15 protein-coding genes and 1 tRNA gene are annotated in these 16779 nt (G+C 39.9%); 9 read left to right on the top strand and 7 right to left on the bottom strand.

Annotation, left to right across the window (positions count from 1 at the left end; genetic code table 11):
• The first annotated feature begins 7 nt into the window (after window positions 1–7).
• Together gabT and ACXM0J_RS06815 are read left to right on the top strand one after the other, a co-directional pair.
• The gene (gabT, locus tag ACXM0J_RS06820; protein WP_002117401.1) at window positions 8–1300 is read left to right on the top strand and encodes a 4-aminobutyrate--2-oxoglutarate transaminase; all 1293 of its coding nucleotides are present in this window, start codon (window positions 8–10) and stop codon (window positions 1298–1300) included.
• Complete coding sequence (locus tag ACXM0J_RS06815) at window positions 1297–2745, top strand: NAD-dependent succinate-semialdehyde dehydrogenase (RefSeq protein ID WP_000615686.1); 1449 nt, start codon at window positions 1297–1299, stop codon at window positions 2743–2745. The genes gabT and ACXM0J_RS06815 overlap by 4 nt, the downstream gene beginning before the upstream one ends.
• Before the next feature lie 104 nt (window positions 2746–2849).
• Here the strand turns inward: ACXM0J_RS06815 and ACXM0J_RS06810 are convergent, their stop codons facing one another.
• Together ACXM0J_RS06810 and ycaC are read right to left on the bottom strand one after the other, a co-directional pair.
• Complete coding sequence (locus ACXM0J_RS06810; RefSeq protein ID WP_086264746.1) at window positions 2850–3824, bottom strand: LysR substrate-binding domain-containing protein; 975 nt, start codon at window positions 3822–3824, stop codon at window positions 2850–2852.
• Window positions 3825–3844: 20 nt separating this feature from the next.
• Entirely contained in the window at window positions 3845–4471 is a 627-nt protein-coding gene (ycaC, locus tag ACXM0J_RS06805; RefSeq protein WP_002052204.1) for an isochorismate family cysteine hydrolase YcaC, read from the bottom strand.
• Between the two features lie 277 nt (window positions 4472–4748).
• Between ycaC and ACXM0J_RS06800 the strand changes: the two genes are divergently transcribed.
• From ACXM0J_RS06800 to ACXM0J_RS06785, 4 genes are all read left to right on the top strand, one after another.
• Entirely contained in the window at window positions 4749–5621 is an 873-nt protein-coding gene (locus ACXM0J_RS06800) for a pirin family protein (protein ID WP_068564491.1), read from the top strand.
• Window positions 5622–6060: 439 nt separating this feature from the next.
• Window positions 6061–7359 (top strand): FAD-dependent oxidoreductase, encoded by a 1299-nt coding sequence (locus ACXM0J_RS06795; protein WP_050501297.1) that lies wholly within the window; start codon window positions 6061–6063, stop codon window positions 7357–7359.
• A gap of 4 nt (window positions 7360–7363) precedes the next feature.
• A complete protein-coding gene (locus ACXM0J_RS06790) occupies window positions 7364–8191 on the top strand; it encodes an SAM-dependent methyltransferase (protein ID WP_086264748.1) in 828 nt (275 codons plus the stop codon).
• Window positions 8192–8199: 8 nt separating this feature from the next.
• Window positions 8200–8622, top strand: a complete 423-nt coding sequence (locus tag ACXM0J_RS06785; protein WP_002117390.1) for a GFA family protein — start codon at window positions 8200–8202, stop codon at window positions 8620–8622.
• Between the two features lie 641 nt (window positions 8623–9263).
• Here the strand turns inward: ACXM0J_RS06785 and ACXM0J_RS06780 are convergent.
• Window positions 9264–9339 (bottom strand) — tRNA-Thr (locus tag ACXM0J_RS06780).
• A 124-nt stretch (window positions 9340–9463) separates the two neighbouring features.
• Window positions 9464–10708, bottom strand: a complete 1245-nt coding sequence (gene sxtP / locus ACXM0J_RS06775; protein ID WP_086264749.1) for a multidrug efflux MFS transporter SxtP — start codon at window positions 10706–10708, stop codon at window positions 9464–9466.
• 137 nt (window positions 10709–10845) lie between these two features.
• Here sxtP and sxtR point away from each other — a divergent pair, with 137 nt between their 5' ends.
• Window positions 10846–11757 carry a multidrug efflux pump transcriptional activator SxtR gene (sxtR, locus tag ACXM0J_RS06770; protein ID WP_086264750.1) on the top strand — a complete coding sequence of 304 codons (912 nt, stop codon included), beginning with the start codon at window positions 10846–10848 and terminating at the stop codon, window positions 11755–11757.
• 6 nt (window positions 11758–11763) lie between these two features.
• Here sxtR and ACXM0J_RS06765 read toward each other — a convergent pair whose 3' ends face one another.
• Window positions 11764–12651: a DMT family transporter gene (locus tag ACXM0J_RS06765; protein ID WP_086264751.1), complete on the bottom strand. Its 888-nt coding sequence runs from the start codon at window positions 12649–12651 to the stop codon at window positions 11764–11766.
• A gap of 228 nt (window positions 12652–12879) precedes the next feature.
• Between ACXM0J_RS06765 and ACXM0J_RS06760 the strand changes: the two genes are divergently transcribed.
• Window positions 12880–13623, top strand: coding sequence for a hypothetical protein (locus ACXM0J_RS06760; RefSeq protein WP_086264752.1), 744 nt, complete (start codon window positions 12880–12882; stop codon window positions 13621–13623).
• A gap of 24 nt (window positions 13624–13647) precedes the next feature.
• Entirely contained in the window at window positions 13648–14040 is a 393-nt protein-coding gene (locus tag ACXM0J_RS06755) for a hypothetical protein (RefSeq protein ID WP_086264753.1), read from the top strand.
• Between the two features lie 46 nt (window positions 14041–14086).
• Here ACXM0J_RS06755 and ACXM0J_RS06750 read toward each other — a convergent pair whose 3' ends face one another.
• Together ACXM0J_RS06750 and ACXM0J_RS06745 are read right to left on the bottom strand one after the other, a co-directional pair.
• On the bottom strand, window positions 14087–15088 hold the full coding sequence (locus ACXM0J_RS06750) for an aldo/keto reductase (RefSeq protein ID WP_086264754.1): 1002 nt from the start codon (window positions 15086–15088) through the stop codon (window positions 14087–14089).
• A gap of 111 nt (window positions 15089–15199) precedes the next feature.
• Window positions 15200–16102 (bottom strand): helix-turn-helix domain-containing protein, encoded by a 903-nt coding sequence (locus ACXM0J_RS06745; protein ID WP_002052189.1) that lies wholly within the window; start codon window positions 16100–16102, stop codon window positions 15200–15202.
• Window positions 16103–16779: the final 677 nt, after the last annotated feature.

Raw genomic sequence — 16779 nt, 5'->3', positions numbered from 1 at the left:
GAATCAAATGGATAATCAACATTCTGCACTTAACGCACGTAAACAGCAAGCAACTCCACGTGGTGTAGGCGTGATGTGTCAGTGGTATGCGGAAAAAGCTGAAAATGCCACGCTTTGGGACAAGGAAGGCAACCAATTTATCGACTTTGCTGGTGGTATCGCGGTTTTAAATACAGGCCATCGCCACCCTAAAGTGATTGCAGCAGTAACTGAGCAACTTACTAAATTTACTCACACTGCCTATCAAGTAACACCATATGAAAGCTATGTCGCTTTAGCTGAGCGTATTAATGAACGCGCGCCAATTGCTGGTCCTGCAAAGTCAGCTTTTTTCACAACTGGTGCAGAAGCAGTTGAAAATGCGGTGAAGATTGCGCGTTCTTATACAGGTCGTCACGGCATTATCACTTTCGGTAACGGTTTCCACGGTCGTTCATTTATGACGATGGCAATGACAGGTAAAACGGCTCCTTACAAACGTGATTTCGGCGTAATGCCAGCGGGTGTTTTCCATGCACGTTACCCAGTGCCTGCTAAAGGTATTTCAGTAGACGCGGCAATTGAAAGCGTTGAAGATATTTTCAGTGAAGACATTGCACCACATGATGTTGCTGCAATTGTGCTGGAGCCAGTACAAGGTGAAGGCGGTTTCAATGTTGTGCCAGCTGAGTTCTTAAAACGTTTACGTTCAATTTGCGACAAGCACGGTATTTTATTGGTTGCTGACGAAGTGCAATCCGGTTTTGCCCGTACTGGTAAATTGTTCGCAATGAACTATTACGAGACTAAAGCAGACCTCATCACGATGGCGAAAAGCTTGGGCGGTGGTTTCCCTATTTCAGGTGTTGTGGGCCGTGCAGAAGTGATGGATGCACCAAATCCAGGTGGATTAGGCGGTACTTACGCAGGTAGTCCGATTGCGGTTGCTGCTGCGCATGCGGTTATTGATGCGATTGAAGAAGAAAACCTATGCGACCGTGCAAATGAATTAGGTGCAGAGTTAGTCGCTACCCTTAAAGATATTCAGCAAGCAACAGGCGATGTAGTAACTGATATTCGTGCATTGGGTTCAATGGTTGCAGTAGAGCTTGAAACAGCTGAACAAGCAAAAGTTGTACAAAACTATGCAATGGAAAACGGGTTGTTACTTCTTACTTGTGGTAAATACGGTAATGTAATTCGTTTCTTATATCCATTAACCATTCCTGCTGAACAATTCCGTCAAGGCCTTGATATCTTGAAACAAGGTTTTGCAACTCTAAAAGCAGGTAGTGCAAAAGCAATGGAGCAATCTGCATGATTCAAAATAATTTGCAGTATTTATTAAAACATCCTGATATTTCATTAGAAGCACCTGCATCAAATGACTATATCGAAGTTAATGATGCTGCTACAGGTGAAACTTTGGCATGGGTAAAAACCTATGACCGTGCAGGAGTTGAAGCCGCAATTAACCGTTCAGCAAAAGCGCAGGCTGCTTGGAAAAAGCAAACTGCCTTGGCTCGTGCTGATGTGCTATTGGCATGGTACAACCTCATGCTTGAGCACAAAGAAAATCTGGCTCAAATCTTAACTGCTGAGCAAGGTAAGCCATTAGCAGAAGCACGTGGTGAAATTGGTTATGCAGCATCATTCATTCGCTGGTTTGCGGAGCAAGCTCGCCGTATTGATGGTGAAGTTTTAACACCAACCTTGCCAAACCAACGTTTGCTTGTGATTAAACAAGCAATTGGTGTTACTGCTGCAATTACGCCGTGGAACTTCCCAGCGGCCATGATTACGCGTAAAGCAGGTCCAGCGATTGCTGCGGGTTGTTCAATGTTGGTTAAACCGGCAGAGCAAACGCCGTTAACCGCCTATGCGCTTGAAGTATTGGCATTACAAGCAGGCTTACCAGCTGATGTTTTAATTAACATTAGTGGTGATGCGGTTGAAGTGGGTAAAACCCTATGTGAAAGCGATATTGTTCGTAAGTTAAGCTTCACAGGTTCAACTCAAGTTGGCCGTATCTTGATGCAACAATGTGCGCCAACCATTAAAAAGCTTTCGCTTGAACTCGGTGGTAATGCACCAGTTGTGGTATTTGATGACGCCAATCTTGAACAAGCTGTTCAGGGCATTATGGCAAGTAAATATCGTAACAGCGGTCAAACCTGTGTATGTGCGAACCGTATTTATGTTCAAGACGGTATTTATGATGCATTGGCAGAGCGTTTGGTTGAAGCCGTGTCTAAGCTTAAAGTTGGTGATGGCCGTCAAGAAGGTTCAACTCAAGGGCCTTTAATTGATGAAGATGCGATTGCAAAAGTTCAGTCTCATATTGCAGATGCAACTGAGAAAGGCGCAACAGTTCGTATTGGTGGTCAACGCTCGGCACTTGGCGGCACATTCTTTGAGCCAACAGTTTTAACTGGCGTAACGCAAGACATGAAAGTGTCTAAAGAAGAAACTTTTGGTCCGCTTGCACCACTATTCCGCTTTAAAACTGAAGATGAAGCAGTGGCAATGGCGAACGATACCGAGTTTGGTTTAGCTGCTTATTTATTTACTCAAAGCACAGCTCGTCAATGGCGAGTGGGTGAAGCACTTGAGTACGGTATGGTCGGCATTAACACGGGCGCGATTTCAAACGAAGTTGCTCCGTTTGGTGGCGTAAAACAGTCAGGTCTAGGTCGTGAAGGTTCAAAATTCGGCATCGAAGAATATGTCGAAATGAAATACCTATGCGTAGACTTATCTGAGTAAGGAACAAAGCGAGTTCGTTTTGTTCTGAACGAAAACATACAGTTATGCTGTATGTGATGTTTCACAAAAAACCGGTCATGCCCATTCATGACCGGTTTTTTATTTTAAGTCGATAGATAGCCATCACGACTTTCAGGCAAACGCCTGAGTTCATCAATCAGCGTTTCAATGAGTTTTTCAACCACAAGACGTTGGCCTTTTCTCGAAACATAAACCAATTGCAGTGTACCAATATTCGACTTCCAGTCAGGAAGAATATGTATAAGCGTACCTTTACGAATTTCAGATTCGACGGTCAAAAAAGGAAGGTCGGCAATGCCTAAACTATCCATGACGGCATAATACACACCAGCCAAATCATTACTTTTGATTCGTGGTTGATAAGGCACATCAACAGTTTCACCATTACGAATATTGCATAGATGCCAAATAGGATTTTGCTTTTGAGTACCTAAGCTAATACTCGGAAAGTCCTGTAATTCAGAATAATGTTCAATGATGCGACCTTGAAGTAATTCAGGCGAAGCCACCAGACAATGATCGGTTTTAATCACATCACGAACAATTAAATTCGAATCTTCATTGGGTTCAAAATTGGTACGAATCGCGAGGTCGATGTCATCATGCAAGATATCTACTCGACGGCTGGTTAGCTCGAGTGCGATTTCAACTTTGGGGTAGGTTTTTAAAAACTGATTTAAAATTTTTCTAATTTGAAAATGCATCATTAAAGGTGGGCAACTTACTTTTACCAGACCTTGAGGCTCACTTTTTTGCTTTAATAACACGTTTTCTGCACATTCAACTTGAGTAATAACTTTGCAGCATTCCTCATAAAACTCTTGGCCTAAATCGGTCACTTTAAAATGGCGTGTTGTTCTTTGAATCAGGCTGACATTAAATTTATTTTCAAGGTCAATAATGCGTCGGCTGAGCTTAGATTTACTAATATTTTCAGCATCACTGGCCGCACTAAAGCCGCCGTGTTTTACGACCAAATAGAAATAATAAAAATCATCAAAAGAGCTTATCAATGTCCGATCAATCCATTTAAATTTAAGATTAGAGCGCTTAAGCACTCTAATCTTGGCAATAGAACTTATTTTTGTGAGGTATTAAAGCTATAGCTTGTCATCAGGTTGCGGTAATCAGGGATATGATTTGAGAACAATGCACCTAGACCTTCCACATCATTACGCCAGTCGCGGTGTAACTCACACGCCATACCAAACCACGTCATAAGCTGAGCACCTGCTTTTGACATACGGTCCCAGGCAGCATCACGTGTTAATTCATTGAAAGTACCAGAAGCATCGGTAATCACAAACACTTCAAAGCCTTCAGCGAGTGCAGATAAAGCTGGGAATGCCACACAAACCTCAGTCACTACCCCTGCAATAATCAGTTGTTTTTTACCTGTCGCTTTAACCGCTTTTACGAAGTCTTCATTGTCCCATGCATTGATTTGACCAGGACGTGGAATAAATGGTGCATCTGGGAAAAGTTCTTTTAATTCTGGAACTAAAGGACCATTTGGACCATTTTCAAAACTAGTGGTAAGAATAGTTGGTAAATTAAAATATTTAGCAGCATCTGCAAGTGCTAATACATTGTTTTTAAATTTATCTGGATCGATATCTCGAACTAAAGAAAGCAAACCTGCTTGGTGGTCAACTAAAAGAACCGCAGCATTATCCTTGTCTAAACGCACGTAATCTTGAGCCATTTTTTATGTCCTCGTGTTATCAAAATAAATAATCAAAAATTATTGAGTAGGTCGTTATTGCCTAAAATTATGCTAGTTGAGTTTTATGTCGTGATTAAGTCTAAAAAATAGGATTAAGAATTTTAAAAATAGGACGATCTTAAAAAGAGCACATTAAATTCTTAGATTGTCTCATAGATGAAATAATGTGTTGCTAATCCTGATCTATAAACTGCAATTATTGAGGCGTAAAATCAATACCAGTTCAAGAAAATCCTACATATATAGGAGAGATCAGATGAAGAAATTTCTTGGTGCATATCAAAATAACCACATGCATTGGGTGGGTGATGGTTTCCCTGTATATAACCTATTCTCTTATGACCGTTTAGGCCAAACCTTAAGCCCATTTTTGCTACTCGATTATGCAGCGCCTTATACATTCTCGCCAACGACTGAACAGCAAGGCGTAGGTTCGCATCCTCATCGTGGCTTTGAAACAGTGACCATCGCCTACCAAGGTGAGGTGACCCATAAAGACTCAAGTGGCGGCGGCGGAACCATTAAAACTGGTGATGTACAGTGGATGACTGCGGGTGCAGGCGTGTTGCATGAAGAGTTCCATTCTCCTGAATTTGCTGAGCACGGTGGTCTTTTTGAAATGGTGCAATTGTGGGTAAATTTACCTGCTCATTCAAAAATGACGCCTGGAAAATACCAAGCGATTGAAGCTAAAGATATTCCAGACATTGCACTAGACGAAGAAGGTAGTCATTTGCGGGTTATTGCAGGTGAATATGCAGATGCAAAAGGTGCTGCAACTACATTTAGTCCATTAAATGTATGGGATGGTAAATTGGTTAAAGGCCAAAAACATACCCTCTATGTACCTGAAGGTCACACCACGCTTGTTGTGATATTAGATGGCGCGGTTGTGGTTAATGATGCAAATCGTCTTGAAGGTAAAACCGTTGCGATTTTGTCTCGTGAGGGTGTTGAGTTTAGCTTAAATGCTGAAGAAGACACTAAATTCTTGGTGTTGACTGGCCAACCACTCAATGAACCAATCGAAGGTTATGGTCCATTCGTCATGAATACCAAAGCCGAGATTATGGAAGCGATTAATGATTTTAATCGTGGAAAATTCGGTTCACTCATGCAAGAAGGTTAAACTGTTTAATTGTGCTTAATTGTCTATTAAAGCAAAGTAATAAAAAGCCCGCTATCAAGTGTGAATAGCGGGCTTTTTCGCTGTAAAGATTCTATTTTTATGATGGTTTTCATTATTCTCTCGGCATTGTTTTGTGTGATTTGCTTCTCATTATTGTGGGCTAATGATATCTTAAAAAAAGATAGTTGTAAAACAAATGATATAAATATAGTTAAATTATCTTATTTTATTTAAAAGATTTTTTTTAAATTTTTAAAAAATATAGATTTTTATACACTCATCCTCTTTTGTAAAATTTTATGAAAAACTTTTGGGCGGATCTGTTAAATTTTTTCTATATAAATTGATGCAAAAAATAAAAATCTGGTAGTTTTTAATACGGTGTTTTTTTGGGGTATGAGTGATAATCAAAAAAATTCTCGAAAAATGGGACATCATTTTGAATATCGCAATTATTGGCAGTGGAATGGCAGGGCTTGCGGCAGCAAGAATTCTGAAAGATGCAGGGCATACGATCACGATATTTGAAGCACTTCCTGGCCGGGGAATGGATAGCCATAGCATTGAGTTCGATGGTGGAATTATTGATGCACCGCTACGTGTGATGAATCCACATCTGTGGAAGAATACACTCAGCCTTGCTGCTCATTTAGGCATTAAAACCTTCCCAGTTCGTACTTATATGTCATGTAGCTGGTTATTCGAAGATCGTACGGAAACATGGTTAACGACATCTCGTAGCCGTATTGGTAATTTCCCGATTATTAATAACCGTAAAGGCATTCAGCAATATGGCTGGCGTCTTGTGAAAGGGATGTTGCAACTAAAAACTGCGATTCACCAGTTTTTCAAATCTAAAAATCAAGATATTACCCTCGCTGAATTTATTAATCAGAACGATATTGAAGAAGTATTCTGGCACGGTGTGGTTATGCCAGTGCTCTATACAATTTGTACGTGTAATCCAAAAACAATTGGTGATTGGCCTGCAAAAAACTTACTTGAGTTTTTACGTCACTTAACTGATGGAGACATGTTATTGCGCATGAAAGGTGGCACACCTGCATTTGTAGATAGCTTGATTAAAGGCATCGATATCCATAGCGGATCGGCAATTAAGAAAGTTGAATTACAAGGCGAAAAAGTACTGGTTGAAAACAGCCAAGGCGAACAGAACTTATTTGATCGAGTAATTGTTGCAACGCCAACATCTAAAATCGATGAGTTTTTAAATCCTGAACAATTTGCAGAAGATATGAACCTGCTTAAGCAATTCCGCTTTGAGCAAGGTGATCTTGTGATTCATACCGATGCGACCGTCATGCCGCCACGCCGTAAAGACTGGTCAGTGCTGAGCTACATGATGGACCGTAAGTTTACGCGTCAGCAATTTACAGTTTGGATGAATGCGGTTGAACCAACACTCGTGGGTAAAAATCCTGTATTCCAAACTTGGCGTCCAGTGGTTGATATTGACCCTAAAAAAGTTATTTCAAAAGTGACTTTAACGCGTGCGGTTGTAGACTCACAAACGGTTGCTTTAAACAAAGAATTGCAACAACGTCATTTAGACCCAAGCCGTAAAGTATTCTACTGTGGTTCATGGTCGTGTGATGGCTTGCCAATTTTAGAGTCAGCAGTTACTTCTGCCATGCATATTGCTGAAATTTTAGGTGCACCTTTACCATTTGTAGGCTTAAAACCTAAGGTGGAAGTTGCCCCAGAACTCGGCTACTAAAATTGTGAAAACAAAAGTTCGAGCAGCTCTCTCTCGATTCATTCCCCATAAATATGCAATTGATGCATCAAGCTTAGGGGATGATGAAGAGCTTGCTTGGACAAATTTGGGTTTTTGGAAAAATACCCAAAACTACCGTGAAGCTTGTCGCCAATTGGCTGACCATTTGGCACAAGCTGTCAATTTAAATTCAAAAGATCATCTCTTAGATTTAGGCTGCGGACAGGGTGCAAGTTTGTTGCACTTGTTACAGCATTATCAGCCTAAAAGCCTCAGTGCAGTTGAATTGCAAACCCAATGTGTTCATAAAATTCAAAAGCTTATTCCCGAAATAAGCCAGATTTTCTGTGGTTCATTTTTAAATTTAAAACAATTTGAATTTAAACAATACTTCGATGTGGTGATGTGTATTGATGCCGCTTATCACAGTCATTTAAATTCATTTCTAGATTCCATCGCGCCAGTTTTGAATTCAAAAGGCCGATTAGGTTTTCACTACCTAATGCGTGCTGACACATGTCAAAACATGACCGCTCTACAAGAACAAAAGCATCGTTATTTACTCAAAGCAGCAAATGTCGCTTGGGATGCTGTGCCAAATGAAAAAATGCTCAGAGCTACCTTGGAGCAGCAAGGTTTTGTCGATATTCAAATTGAAGATTTATCTGAGCAAGTATTACTCGGTTTTTCGCAATATATTCAAAATCAACAAGGACAAAAACAAAGCCGAGGATTGGCAAATTTTAAAATTCAAATGACTGCAAAGTTATGCCAACAACTCTACCAAAATGGATATGTACGTTATATTCAAACCACAGCAATAAAAAAATAGGATGAGCTATGTCAGCCAAATATCAAGGATCGTGTTTATGTGGAGCTGTGAGCTACCAAAGTGAAGCAGAGCCACGCTATAGCTTTAATTGCCACTGTCGAGATTGCCAAAAGGCCACAGGTTCGGCCTATGCGCCAATCGCTTTTTTTCACCAATCTGAATTGAAAGTAAGTGGTGAACTTAAATATTTTGAGACTTTGGGATCTTCTGGCCGACCTATTAAAAGAGCGTTTTGCCCGACGTGTGGTTCTCAGCTTTTTGGCTTACCTGAAATTGCGCCTGAAATGATTTCAATACGTGCAGGTACTTTGGATGACCCGAGTCTCTATCAGCCTAGAGCAGAGGTGTTTGTGAGCCAAGCCTATGCATGGGATACACTGAACCCAAACCTTAAACACTTTGAAAAAATGATAGAGAAGAGCAAGAAATAAAGCTTAATAAAAAAAGCCAAATATTCCTAAAATAATCATTAAAGTAAGACTGCCAATAGCTAAAAATAATATGGTTTTTCTATATTTTAGCTGCGGCATTTTACTTACAAGGATAATAAGGCATGCAAGTATGATCACTAAGGGCTGAAAAATATTTGATGGCAAAGTAAACATCTCGTTCCTTGTTATTTTTAAATTTATTTTAGAAATAAAGTAATAAACTCATTATATCGTTTTCTTATTTAATTGACGAACAGAACTTGTTTATAAATTCATATTTTTATTTCCATGATAGATAAATCAAATTTTAAATTTAAAAGAATCATGTACGCTTTTTCGTACATATATTCGGGAAATTGGCGTCTTTTTATGGCGTGATGAATTGCCTATGATGAACTCATCAGGAACAGGAAGTTCCGAAACGTAAAACAACAATAATAAGTTTAAGCATCAGGACGTGAGGTATTACAGGAAGTGTACCTAGTAACGAAATACGAAAAAAGCCCAACAGGATGTTGGGCTTTTTTCATTTCTTATTAACGAATTTATTTGCCACCTAAGACAATAGAGTCACAAGGTAGATTGTAAAATCTACAGACAACAAAAAACCCCATAAATCAAATATTCATGAGGTTTAATGATGGTGCCGGCACACGGATTCGAACTGTGGACCTACTGATTACAAGTCAGTTGCTCTACCAACTGAGCTATGCCGGCGATGTGGAGTGAATTTTACAGTTTCTTAAAAAAAATACAAGCCAAAAAATGAGCATTTAAATTTTTTCATATGATTTTTAAATGTTCATAGATTTTGGTCTAAAAAAGTTAGGGTTTTACTACATTAATGTGCTTTGGCATGTGAAGTATAAACCGCTAAAAATATTCCAATTAAAGACAAGACCACGGTTAAACCGACAATCGCACCCCAGCCACCGTGTAACCAGAACCAACCGCCCGCCGAGCCGACAATACTTGAACCCATATAGTAAAAAAGTAAGTAGAGCGAACTAGCATGTGCTTTAGCTTGTTTGCTTTCAGCGCCCACAGAACTACTGGTAAGTGAGTGGGTAATAAAGAAACCTGTGGTAATAAATGCAATACCAATAATAATGCCGAAAAGCGAGCTGAGTAGGGTCATGAGGCTCCCTACAATCATTAAGGCAAAACCACCCATCATCATGGTTTTTTTACCAAAGCGATCCGCTAAGCTACCTGCCAACGATGAAGACACCATGCCAAAGCTATACGACAAGAAAATAAGGCTAATTTGTGTCTGACTGAGTGAATAAGGCGCGCCGCTTAAACGGAAAGTGGCATAGTTAAACAAAGTCACAAAAACACTAGTCAGCAAGAAACCAATCGCAAATAGGCGTAATAATTTTGTATTGCTTAAATGAGCGTGCCACATTTGCATGTGAAAGTCTAAATTCAGCCCTTTTTTCTGCACAAAATTACGCGATGTGGGAAGTAATTTTAAAAAGGCAATTGAGCAAACAAAACAGATTGTCCCAAGTAAGCCTAAGGCGGTGCGCCATGAAAAATATTCAACCAAAATACCCATACCGACACGGCCCATCATGCCACCAAAAGCCGTACCTGCAATATATAAACCCATAGTTTTACCGAGGTGCTCAGGCGCAATTTCTTCGGCAATCCAAGCCATCGTCACTGCGGGTACGCCACCAAGTAATAAACCTTCTAAAGCGCGCGCCATCAATAAACTGTGCCAGTTCGGTGTGAACATAGAGACAATATTAAGAATTGCTGCACACAGCATTGACGTAAAGATTACACCACGACGGCCAAGGGCTTGTGAAAAGGCGCTTGATAGCACAATCGAAATCGCTAAAAAGGCAGTCGTTAATGACAGTGCCAAAGAGCTACTCGCAGGGCTAATCTGGAAGCTTTGGCTAAATGCGGGCAGGAGTGGCTGTACACAATAAATCAGTGAGAAACTGGCAAAACCTACGAGGAATAAAGCAAATCCTGCGTGTTTATAGGCTTTAGTCCCTTTGTGAATCCACTCATGGGAAAGAACAGACTTTGCCTCAGTGTTTAAGGTACTGGGTGTAGATGAAGAGTTCATATCATGACCATGACAGAAAAAGAGCAGTGCCTAAAGGCATGCTGCATCGAGAAAATTCGATAAATTAAAATTAGCAATTTGAGAGGTATTTTTCTAATATATTTAACAATGGATCATGATATGTTTTATATATAGCAATGGAACTCAGGCATATACGCTACTTTTTAGCGGTAGCAGAAGAAAAAAACTTTACCAAAGCTGCGCAACGTTTAAACATGAGCCAGCCGCCTTTAAGCATGCAAATACGAGACTTAGAAGAAGAGCTAGGTGCAGATTTATTTATTCGTTCGCCACATGGGGTGGAGCTGACCGAAGCAGGGCTTGCCTTTTTAAATGCGATTCAGCCTGTACAGCAGCGTGTAGAAGATGCAGCGAGCTTAGTTAAACAAGTGGCAAATGGCGAAGTGGGCCAATTGCGATTAGGCTTTACAGGCACTTCAATGTTGAACCCTTTAATTCCTAAATGCGTTCGTTATTTTCAGCAGCAATATCCGGAAGTGAATTTAAAACTTGAAGAAGCCAACACTTTACTGCTCATCGATTTATTACTTGAAGACCGCTTAGATGTCGCGATTATTCGTTCACCACGAAATATTCCAGATAGTTTAATTATTCAAGAATTATTAGCAGAGCCGCTCATTGCTGCTTTACCTTCAGAGTCTTTTAATCTGGACGATTCATCACAAGAAATTGATTTAACGGCACTACGAGAGCTTGATTTTATTGTCTCGCCACCATCCATTAGCGCAGGGCTTTTCGATGCGATTAAACAAGCCTGCCATGAGCGTGGCTTTGAACCGAAAATTGGACAAAATGCTCCGCAAATTGTGTCGATTTTATCGTTAGTGTCTGCAAATTTGGGGGTATCTTTGGTTCCCGAGTCGACCAAACAATTGCAAATACAGGGTGTGGCTTATCGCTCTTTGAAAGCGCCTGTTCCTACGGTGGGTTTAGGGCTTGCCTATAAAAAACATGCCCCTTCACAAATGGCGATTAACTTTGCCAGTGTGGTGCAAGTCGCTTGTCACCATGCAGAGGAATATCAATAAAATCGACTAGCTTGATTTCGGCGCTTTGTTCATCAATAAGATGCCTAAAATAATAAAAATCGCACCATATAAAAACGATAAAGTCGGCTGTTCATGAATGAAAACCCAAGCCATAAGTGCTGCAAAAATCGGTTCTGAAAGCTCGGTTACTTGTACCTTTGCCGCACTCATATAAGACAATGCTTTAGTGGTACAGAAAAAGCCGAGTATGGTCGGCAGAACAGCTAAGCCAACTAAACCTAAAATGATGTCACTATTAAAAGTAATGGTGTGAAAATTAATTAAAAACGGAACCGCAAGATAAACGCTACCAAACAGCAGTAAGTATTTAGTCAGAAATAGTCCACCGTTTAATTTGAACTTTTTAACTAAAACCGAAAATAAGCCATAACCCGTACCGGCAATAGAAGCGTTGATGAGCATTAAAAGGCTATTTTCGCCTTTCCACGAAATAATACTAATCCCCGCGACAGCCAATAATGTTCCAATAAGAGAGTGAATGTAGATACTTTCTTTTAAAATGAATCGACCAAAAAATAGGGCAGAGATGGCAGCCGAAGCCATAAGTACCACCACAACATTCGCCGCAGCACCGTGGTTGTAGGCAATGGTTTCGAAAAAGAATAAAGAGAAAATCCCTAAAAAAGCACAGATAGCAATTTGAGTAAAAACGCTGAGTTTACTTGGCGTGCTGCTAATAAAAGCAAGCTTTTGGCTAACAGGGACTTTAAATAAAAACACGCTTAAAAAGAAAAAGGCGATAATGGTTTTTAAAAAGGCAATGTCTTGTGGGTTTAAACCACTGTGCATGAGTAATTTGCTAATCACACCAATAGAGGCATTTAAAGCCGCTGCACAAAGTGCAAATAGGGTTCCAGTAATTAAATTATTCACTCTTATAATTCTTCCTAAGTTTTACACATGCAGTCTACATTATTTTTTTGTTGAATATTCAATTAAAATAATCAGTTAACACTTAACACCTTCCATGATTTATTCTGTATTGATTTAACCATTTTTATAAAAACATAAACTCTTCTAAGAGACTTTTGTTTCAGAGAATTGTGATTTATGGAGCTTACTCATATTATATAATTAGTTAATTATTAAAGAATTTTAAAAATGATTAAATCGATTATTTCAGGTTGCGCGGTTCTCACACTTTCGGCTTTGGCGGTCACGCATGCAGAATTTTCTTTTGAACAAGAATTACAACAAGGCTGTAATAAAGTGAAGCAATACGCGAGCTTAGGTAAGAAAAACTACGACCAAAAACAATATAAAAAAGCGCTCGAAAATTTCCAGAACCAAGCCTCTTGGACAGCATTTTGTAAAGCCAATGCAGACGAAACCACAGTTAAATTTACCGACCGAGATATTGAAGTTGCCAACAATAATGTGGGCTTAGCCTATGCCAAATTAGGCCAGCCACTTTGGGCGAGAGCATGGTTTATGCTCGATGAAAAATCAAAATCTAGCCAGTTTAATCTTAAACAGTTACCTGCACCTAAAGCATCAAATGATTTGTCAGGTGAGTACGTCCGTTACTCTGGTTTTGGTGAGTGGGATCACATCACGGTAAGCCGTAAGCAGGGCCAATATGCAGTTAGCTATGCCGGTTTATATATGGGACTTCGAAGCTTGATCTATGGCCCAAATATGGGTGAGTTTGACACTAAAATGCCGACTAATAAAAAGCAAACGGTTTATAAAAATGAAGACTGCCGAATTCAGCTCGACTTTAAAACCAACGCGAAATTAGGTAACTATATTCAAGTTAAACAAAGCGAAGGCGAGTCGGGTTGTGGCTTTGGACATAACGTCTATGCAGATGGAACGTATTTAAAAGTTGAGTCTGGGAAATAAGACCAAACATATAGGAACTAAATAATGAAAAATATATTTGCGCCTTTACTACTTCTTTCGACGGTTATTTTTTCTGCTCACATTTATGCAGAGCCAACTAGCACATGCAAAGAAGTGAAATTCCAAAAGGCCGATCAAACTTGGAGTGGGCACTATTATCTAAATGGTGTGATGGAAGTGGGTTCGGAACTTTTACTTCAACCAGACGGCAAGTTTCAATGGATGCTCGCTGTTGGCGCTTTAGATCAATATGCCGAAGGCACATGGTGGAAAAATGGAGACTGTATTGGTTTAAAACCAGAGGCTAAATTTAAAAAGGATTTAAGCATTTTCCCTGAAAGCCTAACGATTTCGGATAAATCCTTAGATGCGATCTGGGAAGGTGGACGCCAGCAGGGCACATATAGCAAAAATTAAATTAAAAAGTCCGACACAGAGTCGGACTTTTTTTATAGCTTCGTTTTTAATGATTTACCGCAGCAAGTTGCTGAGCGTTATAGCGTGCGCCCATGTTTGGATATCTCGCAATAATCGCGTCGATTTCTGCCAAATCTGCCGCTGTTAAATGAAGGTCTACAGCACCTGCATTTTCCACAAGTCGCTCGATTTTACGTGTACCCGGAATTGGAATAATGTCGTCACCTTGCGCCAAAATCCAAGCCAAAGCCAGTTGAGCCGCTGTTGTGTTTTTGCTTTGAGCAAAGTCGCTAAATGCTTGCGCCAAGCTTTGGTTATTTTTCCAGTTATCGCCTTGATAGCGTGGCAATTGACGACGGAAATCGTTTTCGTCTAGGCTACCCACATCAAGCGTATTGGTGATTAAACCACGTGACAGCGGTGAATACGGCACAAGGCTAATGCCTAACTCGCGAATGGTTTGCAAATGGGTTTGCTCAAACTCACGGGTAAGTAGCGAATATTCATGTTGAACTGCTGTAATTGGGTGAATCGCATTTGCTTTACGAATAGTTTCAGCCGACGCTTCACTGAGTCCTAGGTAACGAACTTTACCTTGTTTGACCAAGTCAGCCATTGCGCCAATGGTGTCTTCAACTGGAACATTTGGGTCTATGCGGTGCGCATAATACAAATCAATTACGTCTGTATTTAAGCGTCTTAAACTGTTTTCGACCGCAACTTTAATCCACTCAGGAGAACCGTCGATATAAGACTCTAAAGAGTTTTTCGGGTTAAGGTTGTCTTCTTTATAGCGAAAGCCAAATTTGGTCGCCAAAAATACTTTGTCGCGGTGTTTTTCTAAAACTTTTGAGAGTAAAACTTCATTTGCGCCGTTGCCGTACATGTCGGCAGTGTCCCAAAAGTTAATGCCGAGGTCTAATGCCTTTTCTAGAGTTGCAATGCTTTGTGTGTCATCTGAGGCACCATAGGCAAAGCTCATTCCCATGCAACCTAAACCAAGTGCTGATACTTTTTCGCCTGTTTGTCCTAAAGTTCTATATTTCATTTTTCACACTCTTTTTGCAAAATCACTTGAGTAGAAAAACTATAAAATGCTTTGGTTCAAACTGACGTATAACATTCAAACCAATAATTATAAAATTCAAACAATCTGTTTTTAGGCCACACAGTCTTCACGGAATTTTTTAGGTGAAAAGCCAGTATTTTTCTTAAAGAAATTGGTGAAATACGCTGAATATTCAAAGCCTAAGCTATAGGCAATTTCGGAAATATTCCAACTGGTGTGCTGTAGCAGCGCTTTGGCTTCTTGCGTAATGCGCGAGCTAATATGTTCAGAGGTGGTTTTACCTGTGGCTTCTTTTACAGCCCGGTTTAAATGGTTTACATGTACCGACAAACCATAGGCATAGTCATTTGCTGTTTTGAGTTTCAGCTGAAAATGGGGCGAGTCGATGGGGAACTGGCGTTCTAATAATTCAAAGAATAAATGGCAAATCCGAACCGCCGCATTGCTATGTTTTTCAAACTGTTGGGTCGGTTGCATTTTCATGGCTTCATGCACAATCAGGTGCAAATAGTTTCTTAAAACGTTGTATTTATGAATATAGTCTGAATTTATTTCAGTCATCATCTTTTTGAAAATAAATGAAATTTCTTCAACTTGTTGATCATTTAAAAAATACAGCGGGTCGCCGTCGACTTTAAACAGCGGTGAGTCTTTTAAAAAACTTTGTCTTGATTCTTGGTTTACAAACTCTTCGGTAAATAGACAAAACCAGCCTGCCTGTTCAGGCGAATTAATTTCCCATGCATAGGGAACCATTGGGTTTGAAAACAGTAAAGCAGGGCGGTCGACTCGTATCCAGCGGTTGGCGTAGTGAAGTTCACCTGTGCCTAAAACCAGTGAAATTTTATAATAATCACGGCGGCTATAAGGTGTGAGGAACGAGCAGGCATCGCGTTGGAACACGTTAAAATGACCAAACGAAGTGGATGGAACCGAGTAATCGCTATCTCTGGTTAAAGAAAAGCGGCGATAAAAATCATGTATGGTTTCCATGTCTTTGCCTGCATGCGTTATCAATTTATTTAAAGTTATAAAATTCAAACTTTATTTACTGTAGCTTTTATTTATAGCGTGATCAATCAGGTCATTTCAGCAGTTTTGAAAATGAATGATAAATTAACAATGAAAAAATGAGCCAATAGAAATAAAAATATTTTATAAATTAATAATATATGAGCGTTGACACTTAAAAACTTGAGAATTATTCTTTGTCTGCAAACTACTCTAGGGTAGAACGATAAGGGGACACCTTCGAGTGTGCTGGTGCTGTACCCAGTCTGCTAACCCCTTTCGTTTTGCCACCATTCTATGGTAGAGCGATAAGGGGACACTTTCGAGTGTACTGGTTCTGTGTGTCCAGTCTGCTAACCTCTTTTCGTTCTGCCACCAATTTTACTATTATGATGATATCATTAAATTTAAGTTGAAGGTCTTTTTAGCTTAAATATCTAATTGAATAAACAACAATAATTATTTAACCAATTTCTATTCAACCTTACATTGACACTCCAAAACACGCGGATTATCCTTTGCCTGCTGGCCACATTGCCAGTCGATTTTGACAGATCGATATAACACACAAGACATCAAAAAGTTCTCTTTTTGGTGGCGAACTCGTTCGTCCCCCTTCGTAGCGGTAGGGCGAGGGAGGGACGCCTTGTGCGTGCTGA

The sequence above is a fragment of the Acinetobacter sp. GRABPA_MV_2 genome (assembly GCF_056725885.1).
This window is presented reverse-complemented; position numbering and strand designations above follow the sequence as displayed.